The organism is Streptomyces sp. NPDC056169, assembly GCF_042268445.1.
Classification (GTDB): domain Bacteria; phylum Actinomycetota; class Actinomycetes; order Streptomycetales; family Streptomycetaceae; genus Streptomyces.
In genome coordinates this window covers 258,652-275,609 of record NZ_JBHJUO010000007.1, presented here as the reverse complement: position 1 = coordinate 275,609, position 16,958 = coordinate 258,652, and the positions used below count along the sequence as shown (strand labels likewise).

Below are 16,958 nucleotides of genomic sequence, written 5' to 3'. Positions count from 1 at the left end.
GCGCCTCCGGCCGCGCCTATCGCGGTCGCTTGGAGAGGCCCCGCCCCTTGCCCGGCTTGGTGGGCCGGTCGCCGTCGGGGGTCGCTTCCGCCGTCGGGCCCGCCTCCGGCGCGGCCGTCCCGGGCCCGGACGGAGCAGCCGTCGGCTCCTGGCCGCCGGCCGTCGCGGAGGGGGCCGCCGTCGCCTTCCCGGACGCGGACCCGGGCGCGGTGGCGCCTCCGCCGGAGCCGGCGCCCGTGGCACCGGACGACCCGGACGACCCCGACGACCCGGCCCGGCCGTCGGAGCCGGACGACTCCGAGGAGCCGGAGGGGTCCGCCTGGATCAGCGCGGGCGGTCCGCCGGGGCCGCCCTCGGAGGAGCCCGTACCGCCCTTCGCGCCGGACCCGCCCGAGAGCAGCGCGGCGGCGGCCCCGAGGACGGCGACCCCGCCGGCGGCGATCAGCCACACCGGACCCGGCCCCCGGCGTGCGGGGGCGTGACGGCGGCGGGAGCGCCGGGATCCGGCGGCTCCGGGGTCGTGCTGGCTCATGAGCCCGAATTGTAGGGAGCACGACACGTCCGGTGCGACGGGGGTCACATCAAGGTGTCCGACGTGTCCCAAAACACGAAGCGTCCCGGCCCGCCCGGCCGTAAGCTCTCGTCATGCAGGTGATCCAGTCCACGAAGCTCGCCAACGTCTGTTACGAAATCCGGGGTCCGGTGCTCGAAGAGGCGATGCGGCTGGAGGCTGCGGGTCATCGCATCCTCAAGCTCAACACGGGCAATCCGGCCGCCTTCGGCTTCGAGTGTCCGCCCGCCATCCTCGAGGACGTGCTGCGCAACCTCTCCGAGGCGCACGGCTACGGCGACGCGAAGGGCCTGCTCGCGGCCCGCCGTGCGGTGATGAGCCACTACGAGACGAAGGGCATTCCGCTCTCCGTCGAGGACATCTACCTCGGCAACGGCGTCTCGGAGCTGATCCAGATGTCGATGCAGGCGCTCCTCGACGACGGCGACGAGGTCCTCGTACCGGCCCCGGACTATCCACTGTGGACCGCCTCGGTCTCGCTCGCGGGCGGTACGGCGGTGCACTACCGCTGCGACGAGCAGGCCGACTGGATGCCGGACCTCGCCGACATCGAGCGGAAGATCACCGACCGCACCAAGGCGATCGTGATCATCAACCCGAACAACCCGACGGGCGCCGTCTACGACGACGAGATGCTCCGCTCCCTGACGGAGATCGCGCGCCGCCACGATCTGGTCGTCTGCTCGGACGAGATCTACGACAAGATCCTCTACGACGGCACGACGCACACGCCGACCGCCGCGATCGCCCCCGACCTCCTCTGCCTCACCTTCAACGGGATGAGCAAGAACTACCGGGTGGCGGGCTTCCGCTCCGGGTGGCTCGCGGTCTGCGGCCCCAAGCACCACGCGACCTCGTACATCGAGGGCCTCACGATCCTGGCCAACATGCGGCTGTGCGCGAACATGCCGGCGCAGCACGCGGTGGCCGCCGCCCTCCAGGGCCGGCAGTCGATCGAGGACCTGGTGCTGCCGGGCGGGCGGCTCCTGGAGCAGCGGGACACGGCGTACGAGCTGCTGACGCAGATCCCGGGCGTGACCTGCGTGAAGCCGAAGGGCGCGCTGTACCTCTTCCCGCGTCTCGACCCGAACGTCTACAAGATCAAGGACGACCGGCAGATGGTCCTGGACCTGCTGCGGGCCGAGAAGATCATGGTCGTGCACGGGACGGGCTTCAACTGGCACGAACCGGACCACTTCCGGATCGTCACGCTGCCCGCGGCGGCGGATCTGGCGGACGCGGTGACGCGGATCGGCCGGTTCCTGGACGGCTACAGCCAGCCCTAGGAACCCCCGCCCGGACACCACACAATTTTAGACCAAATCTAAGCTAGGATGGCTCCAGAGCACTCAGGAGGCCATCCCCATGTACGAACCGATCCGCACCAAGTCGGTCCACCGGGTGGCCGACGACGTCCACGACACGTACCCGCACCGCTCCCGCGAGGAGGAGCTGGACATCCAGCTCGCCGGACACCTCGCCGCCCTGCTCGCCGTCACCGACGAGCTCGGCGACACGGAGGCGGGCGAGCTCATCGCCCGCCAGGTGGCGCGGCTGCGCGGCGCACCGCCCGCCCGCCACGCGGGCCTGAGCGGCTCGCCCGCCGGGGACCTGCACCGCAAGGCGCACGCCCTCGCGGGCCGCGCCCTGGTCGTCGCCGCCTCCCGGGCCGACACGGCCGCCGCGATCCTCGCCGCCGGGCGCATGGACGCGCACACCGCGGCACTGACCGGGGAACCCACCCTGGCAGCAGCCGGCACCCCCTGACGGCCCCGGTCCGCGCGGCACGAACCGCGCGGACCGGGCGCCACCCACTCCACACCGCAGGCGCCCCGTAGGCTCGCGCCCGCAACCCCCACCCCGCAGGCGCCCCACAGCCCTGCCCGGCGACCCGCCTCGCAGCCCGCCCCACAGCCCATCCGGCGGCCCCTGCTCCGGTTCGGTACCGGGATCGGCACTTCACCCCCCGTCCACCCAACTCCCCCTGGAATGTGGGTTTCCGCGAGCACGCTGCCCGCGTGAGACGCATCCTGGGAATCGTCCTGGCCGTCCTGCTCCTCGGCGGCGTGGCCGCCGTCCTCGTGACGGGCGGCGACAAGGACACAGGCACGGCAACGAAGACCGTGCGAGGAGTCATCGGGTCGGAGAAGGCGGAGTTCTTCGCCGACCCGCAGGTGGTGAAGGCCCTCGCCGCCAAGGGCTTCACCGTGGGCACCGAGACCTCCGGGTCCTGGGACATGGAGGAACTGCCCCTCGACGGCTACGACTTCGCCTTCCCCTCCTCCAGGGGGCCCGCCGACGGGCTCCGTGCGAAGGCGAAGACGAAGGACAAGGCGGCCACCGCCCCCCTGCGGCCCTTCTACTCGCCGCTCGTCGTCGTCGCGCACAGCGCGGCGGCCCGGACCCTCGCGGACAACGGCCTCGCGACGCTCGGCGAGCGCGGGACGACCGGCATCCTGAAGATGGACGCCTACCTGGCCGCCGCCCGCGCCGACCGCACCTGGCAGCAGCTCAAGGGCTCCGCCGGGCACGCCGAGCTGAGCGGCACCCTCTTCATCACCTCCACCGATCCGGTCGCCTCCAACTCCGGCGCCCTCTACCTCGCGGCGGCGAGCTACGTCGCCGACGGCGGGAAGGTCGCCGGCGACGCGGCCGCCGTCACCCGCACCGCACCCCTCCTGCGCAAGCTGATCCAGGTGCAGGGCGCCCAGCAGACGGGCTCCGACGCCCCGTTCCGCGACTTCGTGAGCGGCGTCGGCAATCCGCTGGTCCTGGTGTACGAGTCCCAGGTCGCCGCGCAGCTCCTCGCGGGCCGGCCCATGGGCGACCTCGTCGTCCTCTACCCGGACACCACCGTCAACAGCGACCACACCCTCGTACCGCTCACCGAGAACGGCCGGGCGTTCGGCGAACTCCTCGCCACCGACCCCGAGCTGCGCAGGCTCGCGGTCCGCCACGGCTTCCGGCCGCAGGGCGCCGGGAGCGAGTTCACCTCGGCCACGAACGACCACGCCGCCTACCTCAACCAGACACTGACCGGTGTCCGCCAGGCGCCCGTGCCCACCAGCAAGGTGCTGCACGAGATGGCGCTGCGGGCCCGCGACCAGGGGGACACCGCATGACCACGCAGCAGCCGGAGGATCCGAGAAGAACGATGTCCCTGACACCTCCGGGGTCCGAGACCCCGCTCGTCCTCACCCCGCCCGAGGCGGTGGCGCCCGTCCGCTCCGAGCAGGTCGCCGGCGTCGTCCCGCTCGACGACGCCACCCGTACCGAGATGTCCCGGCGGGCCGTCGAGTACGTCGGCTCGCTCTCCGGGCTCGACCCGCGCTCCCCCGAGTTCTCGGGCCGCATCGGCGAGATCGCGGCGCTCGGCGCCGGCGAGATGCGCTCCGCCGCCCAGCAGTCGAACCGCATGCTCGACCGCACGGTCCGCTCCCTCGGCACCGGCGCACCCGGCGGCGACGCCCAGAACCGGGTCGGCGCCTCCCTCGTCGAACTCCGGCGCACGGTCGAGGACCTGGACCCCCGGGACACCCCCGCCAAGGGCATCAAGGGCCTGCTCTCGAAGCTTCCCGGCGGCAACAAGCTGCGCGACCACGTCGCCAAGTACGCCTCCTCGCAGGCCACTCTGAACCGGATCGTCGGCGCGCTGCGCGGCGGCCAGGACGAACTGGAGCGCGACAACGCCGCGTTGCAGACCGAACGGGCCCGCCTCTGGGAGACCATGGGGAAGCTCCAGGAGTACGCGGTGCTCACCGAGGCCCTCGACACGGCCGTGGAGGAGCGGATCGCCCTCACTCCTGACCGGGCCCAGGCGGACGCGCTGCGCGCCGACGTCCTCTTCCCGGTCCGGCAGAAGCACCAGGACCTGTTGACCCAACTCGCCGTATGCGCGCAGGGATACATGGCGATGGACGTGGTCCGCCGGAACAACGCCGAGCTGATCAAGGGCGTGGACCGGGCGGCGACGACCACCCTGTCGGCGCTGCGGATCGCCGTCATGCTCGCCACCGCGCTGGAGCACCAGCGGAACGTCACCGCGCAGGTCGACGCGCTCCGGTCGACGACGGAGAGCCTCATCGCCACCAACGCGGGGATGCTGTCGGAGCAGGCCGGCGAGATCCAGCGGATCGCGGCGGACCCGGCGGTGGGCGTGGAGACGCTCCGCACGGCGTTCCAGCAGATCTACACGACCCTCGACGCCATCGACACGTACAAGGTGCAGGCGACGGAGTCCATGGCGGCCACGGTCCGGTCCCTGACCTCCGAACTCCAGCAGGCGAGCTCCCACCTGGAGCGCAGCCGCCGCACCGGCGCCCTGGAAGGCGGCGGCCTCTCGTGATCACCACCTCCCGTCTCCTCTCCCGGACCCTCGCCGGCCTCGCCCTCGCCCTGCTCGTCACGGCCACCGGCAGCGCCTGCTCCACGATCGACACCAGCTCCTCCGGCGGCCAGGGCGGCCCGACCCCCGACCGGTACGGCACGAGCTACGCCCCCGGCACGCTCCGGGTCCTCGCCTCCTCCGAGCTGGCCGACATGGCCCCCGTCCTGGAGGAGGCCCGCAAGGCGACCGGGGTCACCGTCCGGCCCACCTACGCCGGCACCCTCGACGCCGTCGAGCAGATCGCCTCCGGCGAGGCGGAGAAGGCGTACGACGCGATCTGGCTCTCCTCCAACGACTACCTGCGGCTCCGCCCGGACACCGCCGGGCGGATCACCGGCGAGACCCCGATCATGACCTCTCCGGTGGCCCTCGGCGTGCGGCCCGCCGCCGTCACCCGCCTCGGCTGGGACCCGGCGAAGGTCACCTGGTCGCAGCTGCACAAGGCGGTCGCCGAGAAGAAGCTGACGTACGGCATGACGGACCCGATGCGCTCCAACTCCGGTTTCTCCGCGCTGGTCTCGGTCGCCTCGGGGCTCTCCGGCGCCCAGTCCGCGCTCACCGAGCAGGACGTCACCCGGGCCACTCCCCGGCTGAAGGAGTTCTTCGCGGGCCAGAAGCTGACCTCCGGCTCCTCCGGCTGGCTCGCCACCGCCTACGGCCGCCGCGCCGACGTCGACGCGCTCGTCAACTACGAGTCCGTGCTGCTGTCCGCGCCCGGGAAGCTCACCGTGATCCGGCCGTCGGACGGCGTCGTCACCGCCGACTACCCGCTCACCCTCCTCACCTCCGCCCGCCCCGAGGCGAAGGAGGCGGCCGGCCGGCTCACCACCTATCTGCGCACCCCGGCCGCCCAGCGGCGGATCACGGAGACGACGCTGCGCCGCCCGGTCGTCCTCGGCGTCCCGCCGGCCGCCGCGCTCGCCGAGGACCAGCGGCGCGAGCTGCCGTTCCCCGGCAGCCGGGCCGTCGCCGACGGTCTGCTCGACGCCTACGACAACACCCTGCGCAGACCCTCCCGCACGGTCTACGTCCTCGACACGTCCGGCTCCATGGCGGGCGACCGCCTCGAACGCCTGAAGACGGCGCTCGCCGAGCTCACGAGCGACTTCCGGGACCGGGAGGAGGTCACCCTGATGCCCTTCGGCTCCGCGGTGAAGCAGTCGGAGGTCCGTACGCACACGGTCGACCCGGCCTCCCCGACGGCGGCGCTCGACGCGCTCAGGACCGACGCCGGGAACCTGTCGGCCTCCGGCGGCACCGCGATCTACTCCAGCGTCCAGGAGGCGTACCGCTTCCTCGGCAGGTCCACCGACGGCACCGCCCCCGCCGACACGTTCACGTCGATCGTGCTCATGACGGACGGGGAGAACACCGACGGCGATCCGGCCTCCGCCTTCGACAGCTTCTACCGCTCCCTGCCCGCCGCGCAGCAGCGCACCCCGGTCTTCCCGATCCTCTTCGGGGACTCCGACCGCGGCGAGCTCGACCACCTCGCGAACCTGACGGGCGGCAAGCTCTTCGACGCACAACAGGGTTCACTGGACGGCGCGTTCGAGGAGATCCGTGGCTACCAGTAATCGCTTCCTGCGGTACGCCGAGTCCCGCAAGAACCTGACGGGCTGCGCCGCCGGCCTGGCCGGTCTCGCGCTCACCCTCACCGGGGCCGCCGGCGCGCTGTGGCCGCTGGTGGTCGTGGGCCTGTACGGGGCGGGGGCGCTGATCGCCCCGCCCGAGCGCCCGGACACCCCGCACTTCCCGAGCGCCGACGAGCAACTGGACGCCCTGCGAGCCGACTTCACCAAGCTGCGCGGGTATCTGACCGAGGTGGAGCTGCCGTCGGCCACCCGCGAGAGGCTCACGGCGCTCGACACCCTCGTCGAGGCGCTGCTCGAACCGGGGTGGGTGAGCGACCCGGAGCACCTCCACGTCCTGGCCCGCGCGGTCCGCCTGGACATCCCGGAGGCCGTCGACACCTTCGTACGGACGCGGTGGTGGTCACGCTTCACCTCGGGCGCCGAGGCGCCGGAGAGTCACCTGGAGCGGCAGCTGGCCGCGCTCCACGAGGAGGCGACGGCGATCGCCACCGCCCTCCAGGAAGCGGAGGAGATCCGTCAGCACATCCACACGGAGTACGTGGAAGGGCGCGGCAACTGATCGACTACGGTCCGCACATGACCCTTTTCGAACACTCCGCATCCCGCCGCACTGTCCTGACCGCGCTGGCCGCGGCAGCCACGGCCGGAGCCCCGGTCCTCGGCCAGCTCGCCGCCGCCACCCCGGCCGCCGCCACCCCGCCCTCCGACGCCACGCTTCCGGACCCGCTCGAGTACCCCTCGAACACCGCCCTCTACCAGGACCCGGACCTGGTCGAGGGCACCTCGTACAGCCGCCGTTACAAGCGGCACGAGAAGCTCGACCCCAAGCTGAGCGAGAAGTACGAGTTCCCGCGCACCGTGATCCTCGCCCTGCACGGCGGCGGCATAGAGATCGGCACGAGCGAACTCGCCCTGGGCATCGCCGGCTACAACCCGCGCAACGTCGGCGGCGACCCGATCCTGCCGACCACGTACGACTACTGGATGTTCGAGGGCCTGCTGTCCACCGGCAACAAGGCACTGCACGTCACGTCGAAGAACTGTGACGACCACGTCGCCCTGTCCTTCGTCAGGAGCCACCTCAACGTACTGTCCCTGCACGGCTGCCAGTTCGACCAGCTGAAGCTGCCCACGGCCACGTACCCGCCGACCGGAAACCTCCGCGTCGCCGTCGTCGGCGGCCTCAACGCCGCATTCCGCTCGGCCCTGGTGACCGAGATCAACAACGCCGGCTTCCAGGCGGTCGACGCCTACGACCCCCGGTACTCCGCCACGCTCGGCGAGTTCAACGGCAGCCACCCCACCAACCCGTGCAACCTCACGATGCTCGGCAAGGGCGCCCAGATCGAGATGACCACCGAGCTGCGCGAGAGCCTCTTCGGCGACCCCTCGTCCCGCGGCGATCGTGCCGATACCTGGGACAAGTCGAAGGACGCGGCTTTCGAGAGGTTCCGCGACGCCTGCCGCCGGGCCATCGCCACCGTCGAGTCCGGCCAGCCGATCCTGTAGGTCCTGTAGGTCCTGTAGGTCCTGTAGATCCGTTAGGGCACATGCGCCGGCCCCCGGAGCCTGAGGGGGCTCCAGGGGCCGGATGCGTCGTGATGGGCCGTCGTGACCCCACTGGTCAGGGCGGTGTTTCGGGGCAACCCACCACGAGTCTCGGGTGCGGGATCAGCCCAGGCGCTCGACCAGCGCGTTGTACTCGTCCCACAGTTCCTTCGGCGTGTGGTCGCCGAAGGTGTTCAGGTGGTCCGGGACGAGGGCGGCCTCTTCGCGCCACACGTCACGGTCGACCTTGAGGAGGAACTCCAGGTCCTCGGCCGGCAGGTCCAGGCCCTCGGTGTCGAGGGACTCCGGGGTCGGCAGGATGCCGATCGGGGTCTCGACGCCCTCGGCCTTGCCCTCCAGGCGCTCGACGATCCACTTCAGGACGCGGCTGTTCTCGCCGAAGCCGGGCCACACGAACTTGCCCGCGTCGTTCTTGCGGAACCAGTTCACGTAGTAGATCTTCGGCAGCTTCGCCGCGTCGGCGTTCGCGCCGACCTTAACCCAGTGGGCCATGTAGTCGCCCATGTTGTAGCCGCAGAACGGCAGCATGGCGAAGGGGTCGCGGCGCAGCTCGCCGACCTTGCCCTCGGCGGCGGCGGTCTTCTCGGAGGCGACGTTCGCACCGAGGAAGACGCCGTGGTTCCAGTCGAAGGACTCGGTCACCAGCGGGACGGCGGAGGCGCGGCGGCCACCGAAGAGGATGGCCGAGATCGGCACGCCCTTCGGGTCCTCCCACTCCGGCGCGATGATCGGGCACTGCCCGGCCGGGACGGTGAAGCGGGCGTTCGGGTGGGCGGCCGGCGTCTCGGACGCGGGCGTCCAGTCGTTGCCCTTCCAGTCCGTGAGGTGCGCGGGGGCCGTCTCGGTCATCCCCTCCCACCACACGTCGCCGTCGTCCGTGAGGGCGACGTTCGTGAAGACGGAGTTGCCCCACATGGTCTTCATGGCGTTGGCGTTGGTGTGCTCGCCGGTGCCGGGCGCGACGCCGAAGAAGCCGGCCTCGGGGTTGATCGCGTAGAGGCGGCCGTCCTCGCCGAAGCGCATCCAGGCGATGTCGTCGCCGATGGTCTCGACCGTCCAGCCGGAGATCGTGGGCTCGAGCATGGCGAGGTTGGTCTTGCCGCAGGCCGACGGGAAGGCGGCCGCGACGTACTTCGACTCGCCCTGCGGCGGGGTGAGCTTGAGGATCAGCATGTGCTCGGCGAGCCAGCCCTCGTCACGCGCCATGACGGAGGCGATGCGGAGCGCGTAGCACTTCTTGCCGAGCAGGGCGTTGCCGCCGTAGCCCGAGCCGTACGACCAGATCTCGCGGCTCTCGGGGAAGTGCGAGATGTACTTGGTGGTGTTGCAGGGCCACGGCACGTCGGCCTCGCCCTCGGCGAGCGGCGCGCCGAGGGTGTGGACGGCCTTGACGAAGAAGCCGTCGGTGCCGAGCTCGTCCAGGACGGCCTGTCCCATGCGGGTCATGGTGCGCATGGAGACGGCGACGTAGGCGGAGTCCGTGATCTCGACGCCGATGGCGGAGAGCGGGGAGCCGACGGGGCCCATGCAGAAGGGCACGACGTACATGGTGCGGCCACGCATCGAGCCGCGGAAGATGCCCTCGGAGCCCGCGAAGAGCTCCTTCATCTCGGCCGGGGCCTTCCAGTGGTTGGTCGGGCCCGCGTCCTCCTCCTTCTCGGAGCAGATGTAGGTGCGGTCCTCGACACGCGCGACATCGGAGGGGTCGGAAGCGGCGTAGTACGAGTTCGGGCGCTTGACCGGGTCGAGCTTCGTGAAGGTCCCCTTGGCGACGAGCTCCTCGCACAGTCGCTCGTACTCCGCCTCGGACCCGTCGCACCAGACGATGTTGTCCGGCTGGGTGATCTCGGCGATGTCGTTCACCCAGGAGACGAGCTCCTGGTGCTGGGTCGGGACGGTGGTGGGAGCCGCGTTGTCGCGCGCCACGATTGCTCCTTGTTGAGGGGTTTTTTTGGTGTATGCCCCGTGGGGGCCGCGACCCGGATGCTTCGTAGCTGCTCATCCGGTGCCGACCGCACTCATTTGATCATCCGATGTTAACGCCCATATGTCCAGAGGGCCGCCCACGTGAGCATCGCCACTCGTATCCGGGACCTACGGGCGCGTAGGTACGATTCGTTGTCATGACTGCAGCCACGCCGGAAGTGACCCCGACCGAGAACCCGCCGTCGGTCGAGAACCCCCCGTCGCTCCCGGTGAAACCCCGGCTCAGAGGCTGGCTGCACGCCGGCATGTTCCCGGCCGTGATCGTCGCGGGCGTCGTCCTCGTCGCCCTGTCCGACTCACCCCGCGCCCGGATCGCCTGCGGGATCTACGTCCTCACCGCCTGCCTGCTCTTCGGCATCAGCGCGCTCTACCACCGCGGGAACTGGGGACCGCGCGGCGAGGCCGTCCTGCGCCGCCTCGACCACGCCAACATCTTCCTGATCATCGCGGGCACCTACACCCCGCTCACCCTGCTCCTGCTCCCCGACTCCACGGGCGAGCCGCTCATGTGGGCGGTCTGGGCGGCGGCCACCGCGGGCATCGCCTTCCGCGTCTTCTGGGTGGGAGCACCGCGCTGGCTGTACACGCCCTGCTACATCGCGATGGGCTGGGCCGCGGTCTTCTTCCTGCCGGACTTCATGCGCACGGGCGGCATCGCCGTCCTCGTCCTCGTCATCGTCGGCGGTCTGCTCTACAGCGCGGGCGGGGTCATCTACGGCATCAAGCGCCCGAACCCCTCGCCCCGCTGGTTCGGCTTCCACGAGGTCTTCCACTCGCTGACCCTCGCGGCCTTCATCGTCCACTACGTCGGCATCTCGCTGGTGGCCTACCAGCACGCCTGACACAGGACGGGGCGGCGACCCGGAAGGCGGCCGAGGCCCCTACCGGCTCGCCGCTGCCGCCCCCAGCGCACCCCGGACGATCCGCGCCGACTCCGGATTGTCCGCGCACCCCCACACTCCGTGCGGGCAGTAGTCCGTCACCGTCTGGTAGACGGGCCGGTGCGCCGCGAACCAGTCGAGCATCCCCCGCACGTACACCGGGTTGTCCCCGTTCCTGAAGAGCCCCCACTCCGGGTACGAGACCGGCTTCCCGTGCGCCGCCGCGAACCGCACGTGGTGTTCGAGCCCGTACTCCTCGGTCACCTGCTCCTCGAAGGAGACCCCGGCCGGCTGGTCGTAGGCGTCCATCCCGATGATGTCGACGACGTCGTCCCCGGGGTAGCAGCGCGGCCACGCCACGGCGTCGAGCCCCCGGCTCGGGGTGAAGTCGAAGCGGAAACGCTGCCCCGCCACCCCCCGCAGCACCCCCACGACCTGCCGCCAGTACGCCTTCCAGGCCGTCGGGTCCGGGCCGCAGCGATGGCTGTACGTCGTGCCGTTCATCTCCCAGCCGAGCACCAGGACCGCGTCGCCGAGCCCGTGCTCCACGAGCCGCTCCCCCAGGACCCGGAAGTGCGCGTCGTACGCGCCGCCCGCGCCGCGCCGCAGCCCCGCGCGCACCTCCACGTCGGGCAGCCCCTCCTCGTTGCGGTCGAGGAGCGGCACGTTCAGGACGAAGAGCCGTCCCGGCCGCTGCTCCTTCCAGCGCGCCCAGGGCCCGAAGAGCGCCGGATGCCCCTCGATGTTGGACCAGCGGTCGCCGGGCAGGTACGTGTGCCCGACGGTCAGCGTCTCCCCGCCGAGCCAGGCCTGCACCTGCGCGATCCGCCGCACCCCGCTCTCGTCGGAGCCGGTGAAGAAGCCGGACGGCACCCCGGGCAGGGGCTCCGGCTCCACCGAGGCGCGGCTCCCGGTGTGCCGCCCGCCGGGCGCGATCCCGTCGTGGGACAGCAGGAGCACGAGAACGGCCGCGAGCAGCACGGTGAGTGCGGCCCGCGGCCGGGACAGCCTGGGGAAGGGGTTCACGTCAGCTGGTCCAGAACTCCCACCAGCGGGTCAGGATCAGCATCCCGATGATCCCGATGTGCAGGACGGGCAGGGCGAAGGTGAAGTCGCCGAGGAACGTCCGCACCCCGGCCGGAGCGGGCAGCAGCCCGGCCCGGACGTTCTGCGCGGTCACGTACCAGAACATGACGATGGTGGCGACCCAGGCCAGGCAGCACCACAGGCAGAGCGAGTTGATCTCGTACAGCGACTGGTACATCAGCCACGTGCAGAAGCCGACCCCGAAGAGCATCCCGGCGTTGAGGCCGAGCCAGAGCCAGCCCCGGTAGCGGGCCCCGGCGAGCAGCCCGGCACCGACGGCGACGACGACGGCGTACGTCACGAGCCCGAGCATCGGGTTGGGGAAGCCGAAGACCCCCGCCTGCTCGCTCTTCATGATGTTGCCGCAGGAGACGACCGGGTTCAGGCTGCACCCGGGCTGGAAGCCGGGGTCCTCCAGGAGCTTGAACTTGTCGATCGTGATCACCCAGCCGGACAGCACGCCCGCCGCCCCGGTGATCATCAGCATCCAGGCGAAGGCCCGGCTCGCGCCGAGTCCCGTCCCGGCGGTCTCCCGCTCGGACTCCTCCTGCCGCTGCCCGGGCACCCCGCCCCGTACGTCCGTCGTCGCCATGGCGCGACCCCCTTCCGTTCTGTTCCGCTCAGCCCTGGAGGCGCCGGACCGGCATCAGGACGTGGGCGCTCTCGGCGAGCATCTCCTCGTCGGAGACGAAGGACCGCAGCCGCGCCTCGTCGACCGGCTGCCCGGGGACCGCCTCGGGCCAGGGCCGCACGGAGCAGATGAGGTAGACCTGGCCGCGCTCGCGGGCGGCCGCCTGCCACTCGTCGGGCACCGGGCACTGCGCCTTCAGGAAGGGCAGGTTGAGGACGACGGAGCCGCCCTCGACGAGCAGCGTGGCGTTGATCCCGGCGTCCTTGTCCAGGTCGAAGAGCCGGTCGCCGACCGAGAGGCCCATCGACTCCAGGGCCGTCCGCATCGCCTGCTGACCGGCCTCCGGGCCGTCCCGGCCGTCGCCGAGCGAATACGCCATCAGGAACGGCGTGCCCGCCGAATCGGCGGAGGGCTCGCTGGACCACGGAATCACCGTGAGAGTTCCCAGCGGAGAGGCGCTGCGCGCCGAGGAAACGACATTGGAAGTGGTCATGAATACGGATGCTAGTGGCCCAACCACCCTTTCCCCGCGCCGATTTCACCCGAACGGTCGATATTCATGCCCCTGGCATTTCCGACGCAACGAACCCGGGTTTTCATCGTTGTGCCCTGAGGGCAATTGCCGACCCGAGGAGATCACTCATGATCGTCCCGCGCCGCGTCGCACTGCGGTCCCTCTTCGCGCTGGCGGTCACCGCCTTCACCGGCGGCACGCTCGGCCGCATCGCGACCCGTACCCCTCCGGGCGAACCGTCCGGAACTCCGCGTGACCCGCTCGCCTTCGACGAGATGTACGGAGGCCGCCGCATCCGGGGCTTCGCCGGCCCCGGCGGCGCCCCGGTGGCCTTCGTCGACGGCCGGCCGCTGCACCTGATGCGCTGCGCCGACGGCGGCTACGTGTCGCCGATCGACCACTACGAGTCCTGCCCGACGCCGCTGGCGGCCACCCGCGCCGCCGTCGACGAGCTGGGGGCGGCCCGGCTGTCCCGGTTCGCCGCCGCCCACGGCGTCCACACCGACCCGACGGGAGGGAGCCCGCGTGGTGTACACGCGTAAGAACCAGCGCGACCTGACCGGCGCCGAGCGCCGGAAGTTCGTCGCCGCCGTCCTGGAGCTGAAGCGGACCGGCGCGTACGACGAGTTCGTCCGCACCCACATCGACCACTACACGTCCGACGGGGAGGGGCGGCTCCGGACCGCCCACATGGCGCCGAGCTTCCTGCCCTGGCACCGCAGGTTCCTGCTGGAGTTCGAGAAGGCCCTGCGCCGGATCGACGCGACGGTCTCCGTCCCGTACTGGGACTGGACCCGCGACAACAGCCCGGCCTCCTCGATCTGGGGCGAGGACTTCATGGGCGGCAACGGGCGCCGCGCCGACCTCCAGGTCATGACCGGCCCCTTCGCCCACTCGTCCGGGCGGTGGGACGTCACGTACGGGATGACCGACACCCGCTTCCTGACCAGGGACTTCGGCCGGCCCCGCGATCCGGTGGCGCTCCCCACGCAGGCCCAACTCGACGAGGTGATGCGGGAGCGGGTGTACGACGTGGCTCCCTGGAACTCGACGAGCGCGTCCGGCTTCCGCAACCGTCTTGAGGGCTGGGCCCCGGGCCAGGGCAACGAGCGGTTCCGGATCCACAACCGGGTCCACCGCTGGGTCGGCGGGCTCATGCTCGGCGGCGGCTCCGTCAACGACCCCGTCTTCTGGCTGCACCACTCCTTCGTCGACCTGGTCTGGTCACGGTGGCAGCAGCGCAACCCGGGGGCCGCGTACCTCCCGGCGGAGCCGCCGCCGCTGGGGGACGCGCAGTACCGCAAGGTCGTCGCCCGGCACCAGCCGATGGCGCCCTGGGGGGTCACCCCGGCGGAGCTGTTCGACCACAGCAGGATCTACCGGTACGCCTGACCCCGCACACACGGGTGTCCCCCCGGCCGCTGAGGCCGGGGGGACACACGTGGTGAATCGGGGGATCAGCCGCCGTAGCCGCCGTCACCGTTGTCGTGGTGACCGTCGGCGTTGATGCAGGTGTTGCCGAAGGCCGGGTTGAGCAGGCCGATGACGTTGACGGTGTTGCCGCAGAGGTTGACCGGGACGTGGACCGGGACCTGGACGACGTTGCCGGAGGCGACACCGGGCGAGTGGGCGGCGACGGCCTCGGCGCCCGAGTCGGCGACGGCCAGGCCGGCTCCGCTGAGGGCCACGGCACCCGTGCCGGCGAGAACAGCGGCAGCCTTCGCGATGCGAGACATCAAGAACTCCTTGGACGTGGAAAGCGACCGCAGGAATCACGGCCGACTCCCCTTCAACGCCCGTCACCGGGACTGGTCACGGTCATTGGGCCGAACGGGACGAAAGAAATCCGAAAAGATCCGAAAGGAATGGCCCGTGGACCGGAGGGCGCCCGCCGCCGGATACGACGGGACGGGCCTCGGTCCACGGGCCGCGGCCATGCGACGAGCCTCTCTTCCAACGATCAACGACCCCTGGGGTGTCGGGGAAGAATCGTGTCTTCACCCGCCCGGGGGGCGCGGTGACGTCAGTGCGAGGTCGGCGCCAGACCCAGCTGCGGGTCGAGGGCTCCGCTGAGTACGGGGGTGAGGAGGCCGACCTGAGGCTTCGCCAGGTCCGGCAGGCCCGCCAGGCCGTTGCCGCGCGGGGCCTCCACCGGGTTGCCGACGACGGCGCCGGGGGTGGCCGCCTGCATCTCCGAGTGCGGGCTGCTGAGGAGGGCCCGGCCGGGGTCGCTGCCGTCCAGGACCTCGGGCAGCGGGGCGTCCACCACGGTCTTCGGGAGGGTGCCGGTGAGCGGCACGCTGGGCAGGGCGACGTCCGGCAGGGCGCCGAGGCCCTTCTGGAAACCGGTGGGCGCGCCGGGCACCGGGACGGGCACGCCGGTGGCCACCGTGGGGGCGTCCATCGGGAGCACCGGCTCCAGGCCCTGGAGCGGGACGATCACCGGTGCCTCGACGGCGGAGGCCGGGGCGGCCAGAGCGGCGGAGGCGAGCGCGGTCATGAGGATGCCCATGCCGGCGTGAGAGCGCAGAGTCATGTTCTGGAGAACGAGGCGTTCGGGGGAACGTGGCGTAATACGCCCGTGTGCAGCAACGCCCGAGGCCCTCACCGGTGAAGGCGAGGGCCTCGGTTGACGTTCCGTCAGCGTGCTGGATCAGTGACGGCGGGAGATCCGTCCGCCCCGGAGGTAGACGACGGTGCCGCCGATGATCAGCGCGGCACTGATGGCGGCCGCGCCCATGAGCGCGGGGTCGCTGCCGGTGTCGGGGAGTTCGGGACCCGGCGGGGTCGTCGGGTGGCTCGGCTCGTCGGTCGGCGGCGAGGTGGGCGGAGTGGTCGGCTCCTCGCAACCGGGCTCCGGCTCCTCACCGGGAGCGGGCTCCTCGCACTCCCCCGGCTCGTCCGGGTTGGTCGGCGGGGTCCACGGCGGGGACGTGGGCGGCGTGGTGGTCGGCGGAGTGGTGGTGGGCGGGCCGGTGGGCGGAGCGGTGGTCGGCGGAGTGGTCGGCTCCTCACAACCGGGCTCCGGCTCCTCACCGGGCGCGGGCTCCTCGCACTCACCCGGCTCGTCCGGGTTGGTCGGAGGCGTCCACGGCGGGGACGTGGGCGGAGTGGTGGTCGGCGGAGTGGTCGGCTCCTCGCAACCGGGCTCCGGCTCCTCGCCGGGCGCGGGGGCCTCGCACTCACCGGGCTCGTCCGGGTTGGTCGGCGGAGGCGTGGTGTGCGGCGGGGTCGTCGGGGGCTGGGTGTGCGGCGGTTCGGTGTGCGGCGGGGTCGTCGGGGGCTCGGTGTGCGGCGGTTCGGTCTGCGGCGGTTCGGTGTGCGGCGGAGTCGTCGGGGGCTCCGTCGGCTCGCCGGGGTGGGTCGGCTCGCCCGGCTCCTCGCCGTAGCCGCCGGGTTCCCCCGCCTGGGCGCAGAGGTCGCCGACGGCTGCCGCGACGAGTCCGCCGAGCTCCATGCTCTCGCCGCAGACGTCCGCCGGGAGGGGGGCCTGGACCTGGCCCACCGCTCCCGGACCCGGGGAATCGCCCGTACCGGCGTGGGAGTTGGCGGCAAGGGCGAATCCGCCGGTCAGCGACAGGATGCCGGTCGCTGCCGCCGCGGTGAGTACTTTCCTGCTGATGATGGACCGCATACCGCTCTTCCTCTGGAGAAAGGGAGAGACCGGCGAGGATCCCCCCTCGCTCCGACCGGCCAGTCCACGCAGAGCTCGCGTGGGATGGACCAGAGAGTAGGGAG

At 71.7% G+C, this 16,958-nt stretch carries 18 protein-coding genes; 10 read left to right on the top strand and 8 right to left on the bottom strand.

All coding sequences use genetic code 11. The features are described 5' to 3' along the window. Window positions 1-16: 16 nt before the first annotated feature. Window positions 17-532 carry a hypothetical protein gene (locus ACFC0G_RS13780; RefSeq protein ID WP_376402101.1) on the bottom strand — a complete coding sequence of 172 codons (516 nt, stop codon included), beginning with the start codon at window positions 530-532 and terminating at the stop codon, window positions 17-19. Window positions 533-645: 113 nt separating this feature from the next. Between ACFC0G_RS13780 and ACFC0G_RS13775 the strand changes: the two genes are divergently transcribed. The 7 genes from ACFC0G_RS13775 (at window position 646) to ACFC0G_RS13745 (ending at window position 8,062) form a co-directional block, all read left to right on the top strand. Further along, window positions 646-1,857 carry a pyridoxal phosphate-dependent aminotransferase gene (locus ACFC0G_RS13775; protein WP_376402098.1) on the top strand — a complete coding sequence of 404 codons (1,212 nt, stop codon included), beginning with the start codon at window positions 646-648 and terminating at the stop codon, window positions 1,855-1,857. Between the two features lie 79 nt (window positions 1,858-1,936). Next, complete coding sequence (locus tag ACFC0G_RS13770) at window positions 1,937-2,338, top strand: hypothetical protein (RefSeq protein WP_376402095.1); 402 nt, start codon at window positions 1,937-1,939, stop codon at window positions 2,336-2,338. Window positions 2,339-2,562: 224 nt separating this feature from the next. Further along, window positions 2,563-3,693 carry a hypothetical protein gene (locus tag ACFC0G_RS13765; protein WP_376402092.1) on the top strand — a complete coding sequence of 377 codons (1,131 nt, stop codon included), beginning with the start codon at window positions 2,563-2,565 and terminating at the stop codon, window positions 3,691-3,693. Between the two features lie 32 nt (window positions 3,694-3,725). After that, window positions 3,726-4,916, top strand: a complete 1,191-nt coding sequence (locus tag ACFC0G_RS13760) for a toxic anion resistance protein (protein ID WP_376402387.1) — start codon at window positions 3,726-3,728, stop codon at window positions 4,914-4,916. Beyond that, window positions 4,913-6,535: a substrate-binding domain-containing protein gene (locus ACFC0G_RS13755; RefSeq protein ID WP_376402089.1), complete on the top strand. Its 1,623-nt coding sequence runs from the start codon at window positions 4,913-4,915 to the stop codon at window positions 6,533-6,535. The genes ACFC0G_RS13760 and ACFC0G_RS13755 overlap by 4 nt, the downstream gene beginning before the upstream one ends. Further along, window positions 6,522-7,112 carry a hypothetical protein gene (locus tag ACFC0G_RS13750; RefSeq protein WP_376402087.1) on the top strand — a complete coding sequence of 197 codons (591 nt, stop codon included), beginning with the start codon at window positions 6,522-6,524 and terminating at the stop codon, window positions 7,110-7,112. The genes ACFC0G_RS13755 and ACFC0G_RS13750 overlap by 14 nt, the downstream gene beginning before the upstream one ends. Window positions 7,113-7,129: 17 nt before the next feature. Then, complete coding sequence (locus ACFC0G_RS13745) at window positions 7,130-8,062, top strand: poly-gamma-glutamate hydrolase family protein (RefSeq protein WP_376402085.1); 933 nt, start codon at window positions 7,130-7,132, stop codon at window positions 8,060-8,062. 162 nt (window positions 8,063-8,224) lie between these two features. Here the strand turns inward: ACFC0G_RS13745 and ACFC0G_RS13740 are convergent, their stop codons facing one another. Then, window positions 8,225-10,048, bottom strand: coding sequence for a phosphoenolpyruvate carboxykinase (GTP) (locus ACFC0G_RS13740; protein ID WP_056643559.1), 1,824 nt, complete (start codon window positions 10,046-10,048; stop codon window positions 8,225-8,227). A gap of 197 nt (window positions 10,049-10,245) precedes the next feature. Between ACFC0G_RS13740 and ACFC0G_RS13735 the strand changes: the two genes are divergently transcribed. Beyond that, entirely contained in the window at window positions 10,246-10,950 is a 705-nt protein-coding gene (locus ACFC0G_RS13735; RefSeq protein WP_376402082.1) for a hemolysin III family protein, read from the top strand. A 39-nt stretch (window positions 10,951-10,989) separates the two neighbouring features. On the opposite strand, the gene ACFC0G_RS13730 is transcribed toward ACFC0G_RS13735, so the two are convergent. The 3 genes from ACFC0G_RS13730 to ACFC0G_RS13720 are packed head-to-tail and all read right to left on the bottom strand — an operon-like array spanning window position 10,990 to window position 13,199. Then, window positions 10,990-12,015 carry a glycoside hydrolase family 26 protein gene (locus tag ACFC0G_RS13730; RefSeq protein ID WP_376402079.1) on the bottom strand — a complete coding sequence of 342 codons (1,026 nt, stop codon included), beginning with the start codon at window positions 12,013-12,015 and terminating at the stop codon, window positions 10,990-10,992. Between the two features lies 1 nt (window position 12,016). After that, window positions 12,017-12,667 carry a vitamin K epoxide reductase family protein gene (locus ACFC0G_RS13725; RefSeq protein WP_376402076.1) on the bottom strand — a complete coding sequence of 217 codons (651 nt, stop codon included), beginning with the start codon at window positions 12,665-12,667 and terminating at the stop codon, window positions 12,017-12,019. Window positions 12,668-12,695: 28 nt separating this feature from the next. Further along, on the bottom strand, window positions 12,696-13,199 hold the full coding sequence (locus ACFC0G_RS13720) for a DUF5949 family protein (RefSeq protein ID WP_221890723.1): 504 nt from the start codon (window positions 13,197-13,199) through the stop codon (window positions 12,696-12,698). A 149-nt stretch (window positions 13,200-13,348) separates the two neighbouring features. Between ACFC0G_RS13720 and ACFC0G_RS13715 the strand changes: the two genes are divergently transcribed. Continuing rightward, a complete protein-coding gene (locus ACFC0G_RS13715) occupies window positions 13,349-13,762 on the top strand; it encodes a tyrosinase family oxidase copper chaperone (RefSeq protein WP_376402072.1) in 414 nt (137 codons plus the stop codon). Further along, complete coding sequence (locus ACFC0G_RS13710) at window positions 13,746-14,612, top strand: tyrosinase family protein (RefSeq protein ID WP_376402070.1); 867 nt, start codon at window positions 13,746-13,748, stop codon at window positions 14,610-14,612. The genes ACFC0G_RS13715 and ACFC0G_RS13710 overlap by 17 nt, the downstream gene beginning before the upstream one ends. 65 nt (window positions 14,613-14,677) lie before the next feature. Here ACFC0G_RS13710 and ACFC0G_RS13705 read toward each other — a convergent pair whose 3' ends face one another. The 3 genes from ACFC0G_RS13705 to ACFC0G_RS13695 all read right to left on the bottom strand — a co-directional run bounded on the left by ACFC0G_RS13705 (window position 14,678) and on the right by ACFC0G_RS13695 (window position 16,854). Then, the gene (locus ACFC0G_RS13705) at window positions 14,678-14,956 is read right to left on the bottom strand and encodes a chaplin (RefSeq protein ID WP_376402067.1); all 279 of its coding nucleotides are present in this window, start codon (window positions 14,954-14,956) and stop codon (window positions 14,678-14,680) included. A gap of 287 nt (window positions 14,957-15,243) precedes the next feature. Then, complete coding sequence (locus ACFC0G_RS13700) at window positions 15,244-15,756, bottom strand: hypothetical protein (RefSeq protein ID WP_376402065.1); 513 nt, start codon at window positions 15,754-15,756, stop codon at window positions 15,244-15,246. A gap of 117 nt (window positions 15,757-15,873) precedes the next feature. Beyond that, window positions 15,874-16,854 (bottom strand): hypothetical protein, encoded by a 981-nt coding sequence (locus ACFC0G_RS13695; protein WP_376402062.1) that lies wholly within the window; start codon window positions 16,852-16,854, stop codon window positions 15,874-15,876. Window positions 16,855-16,958 lie beyond the last annotated feature (104 nt).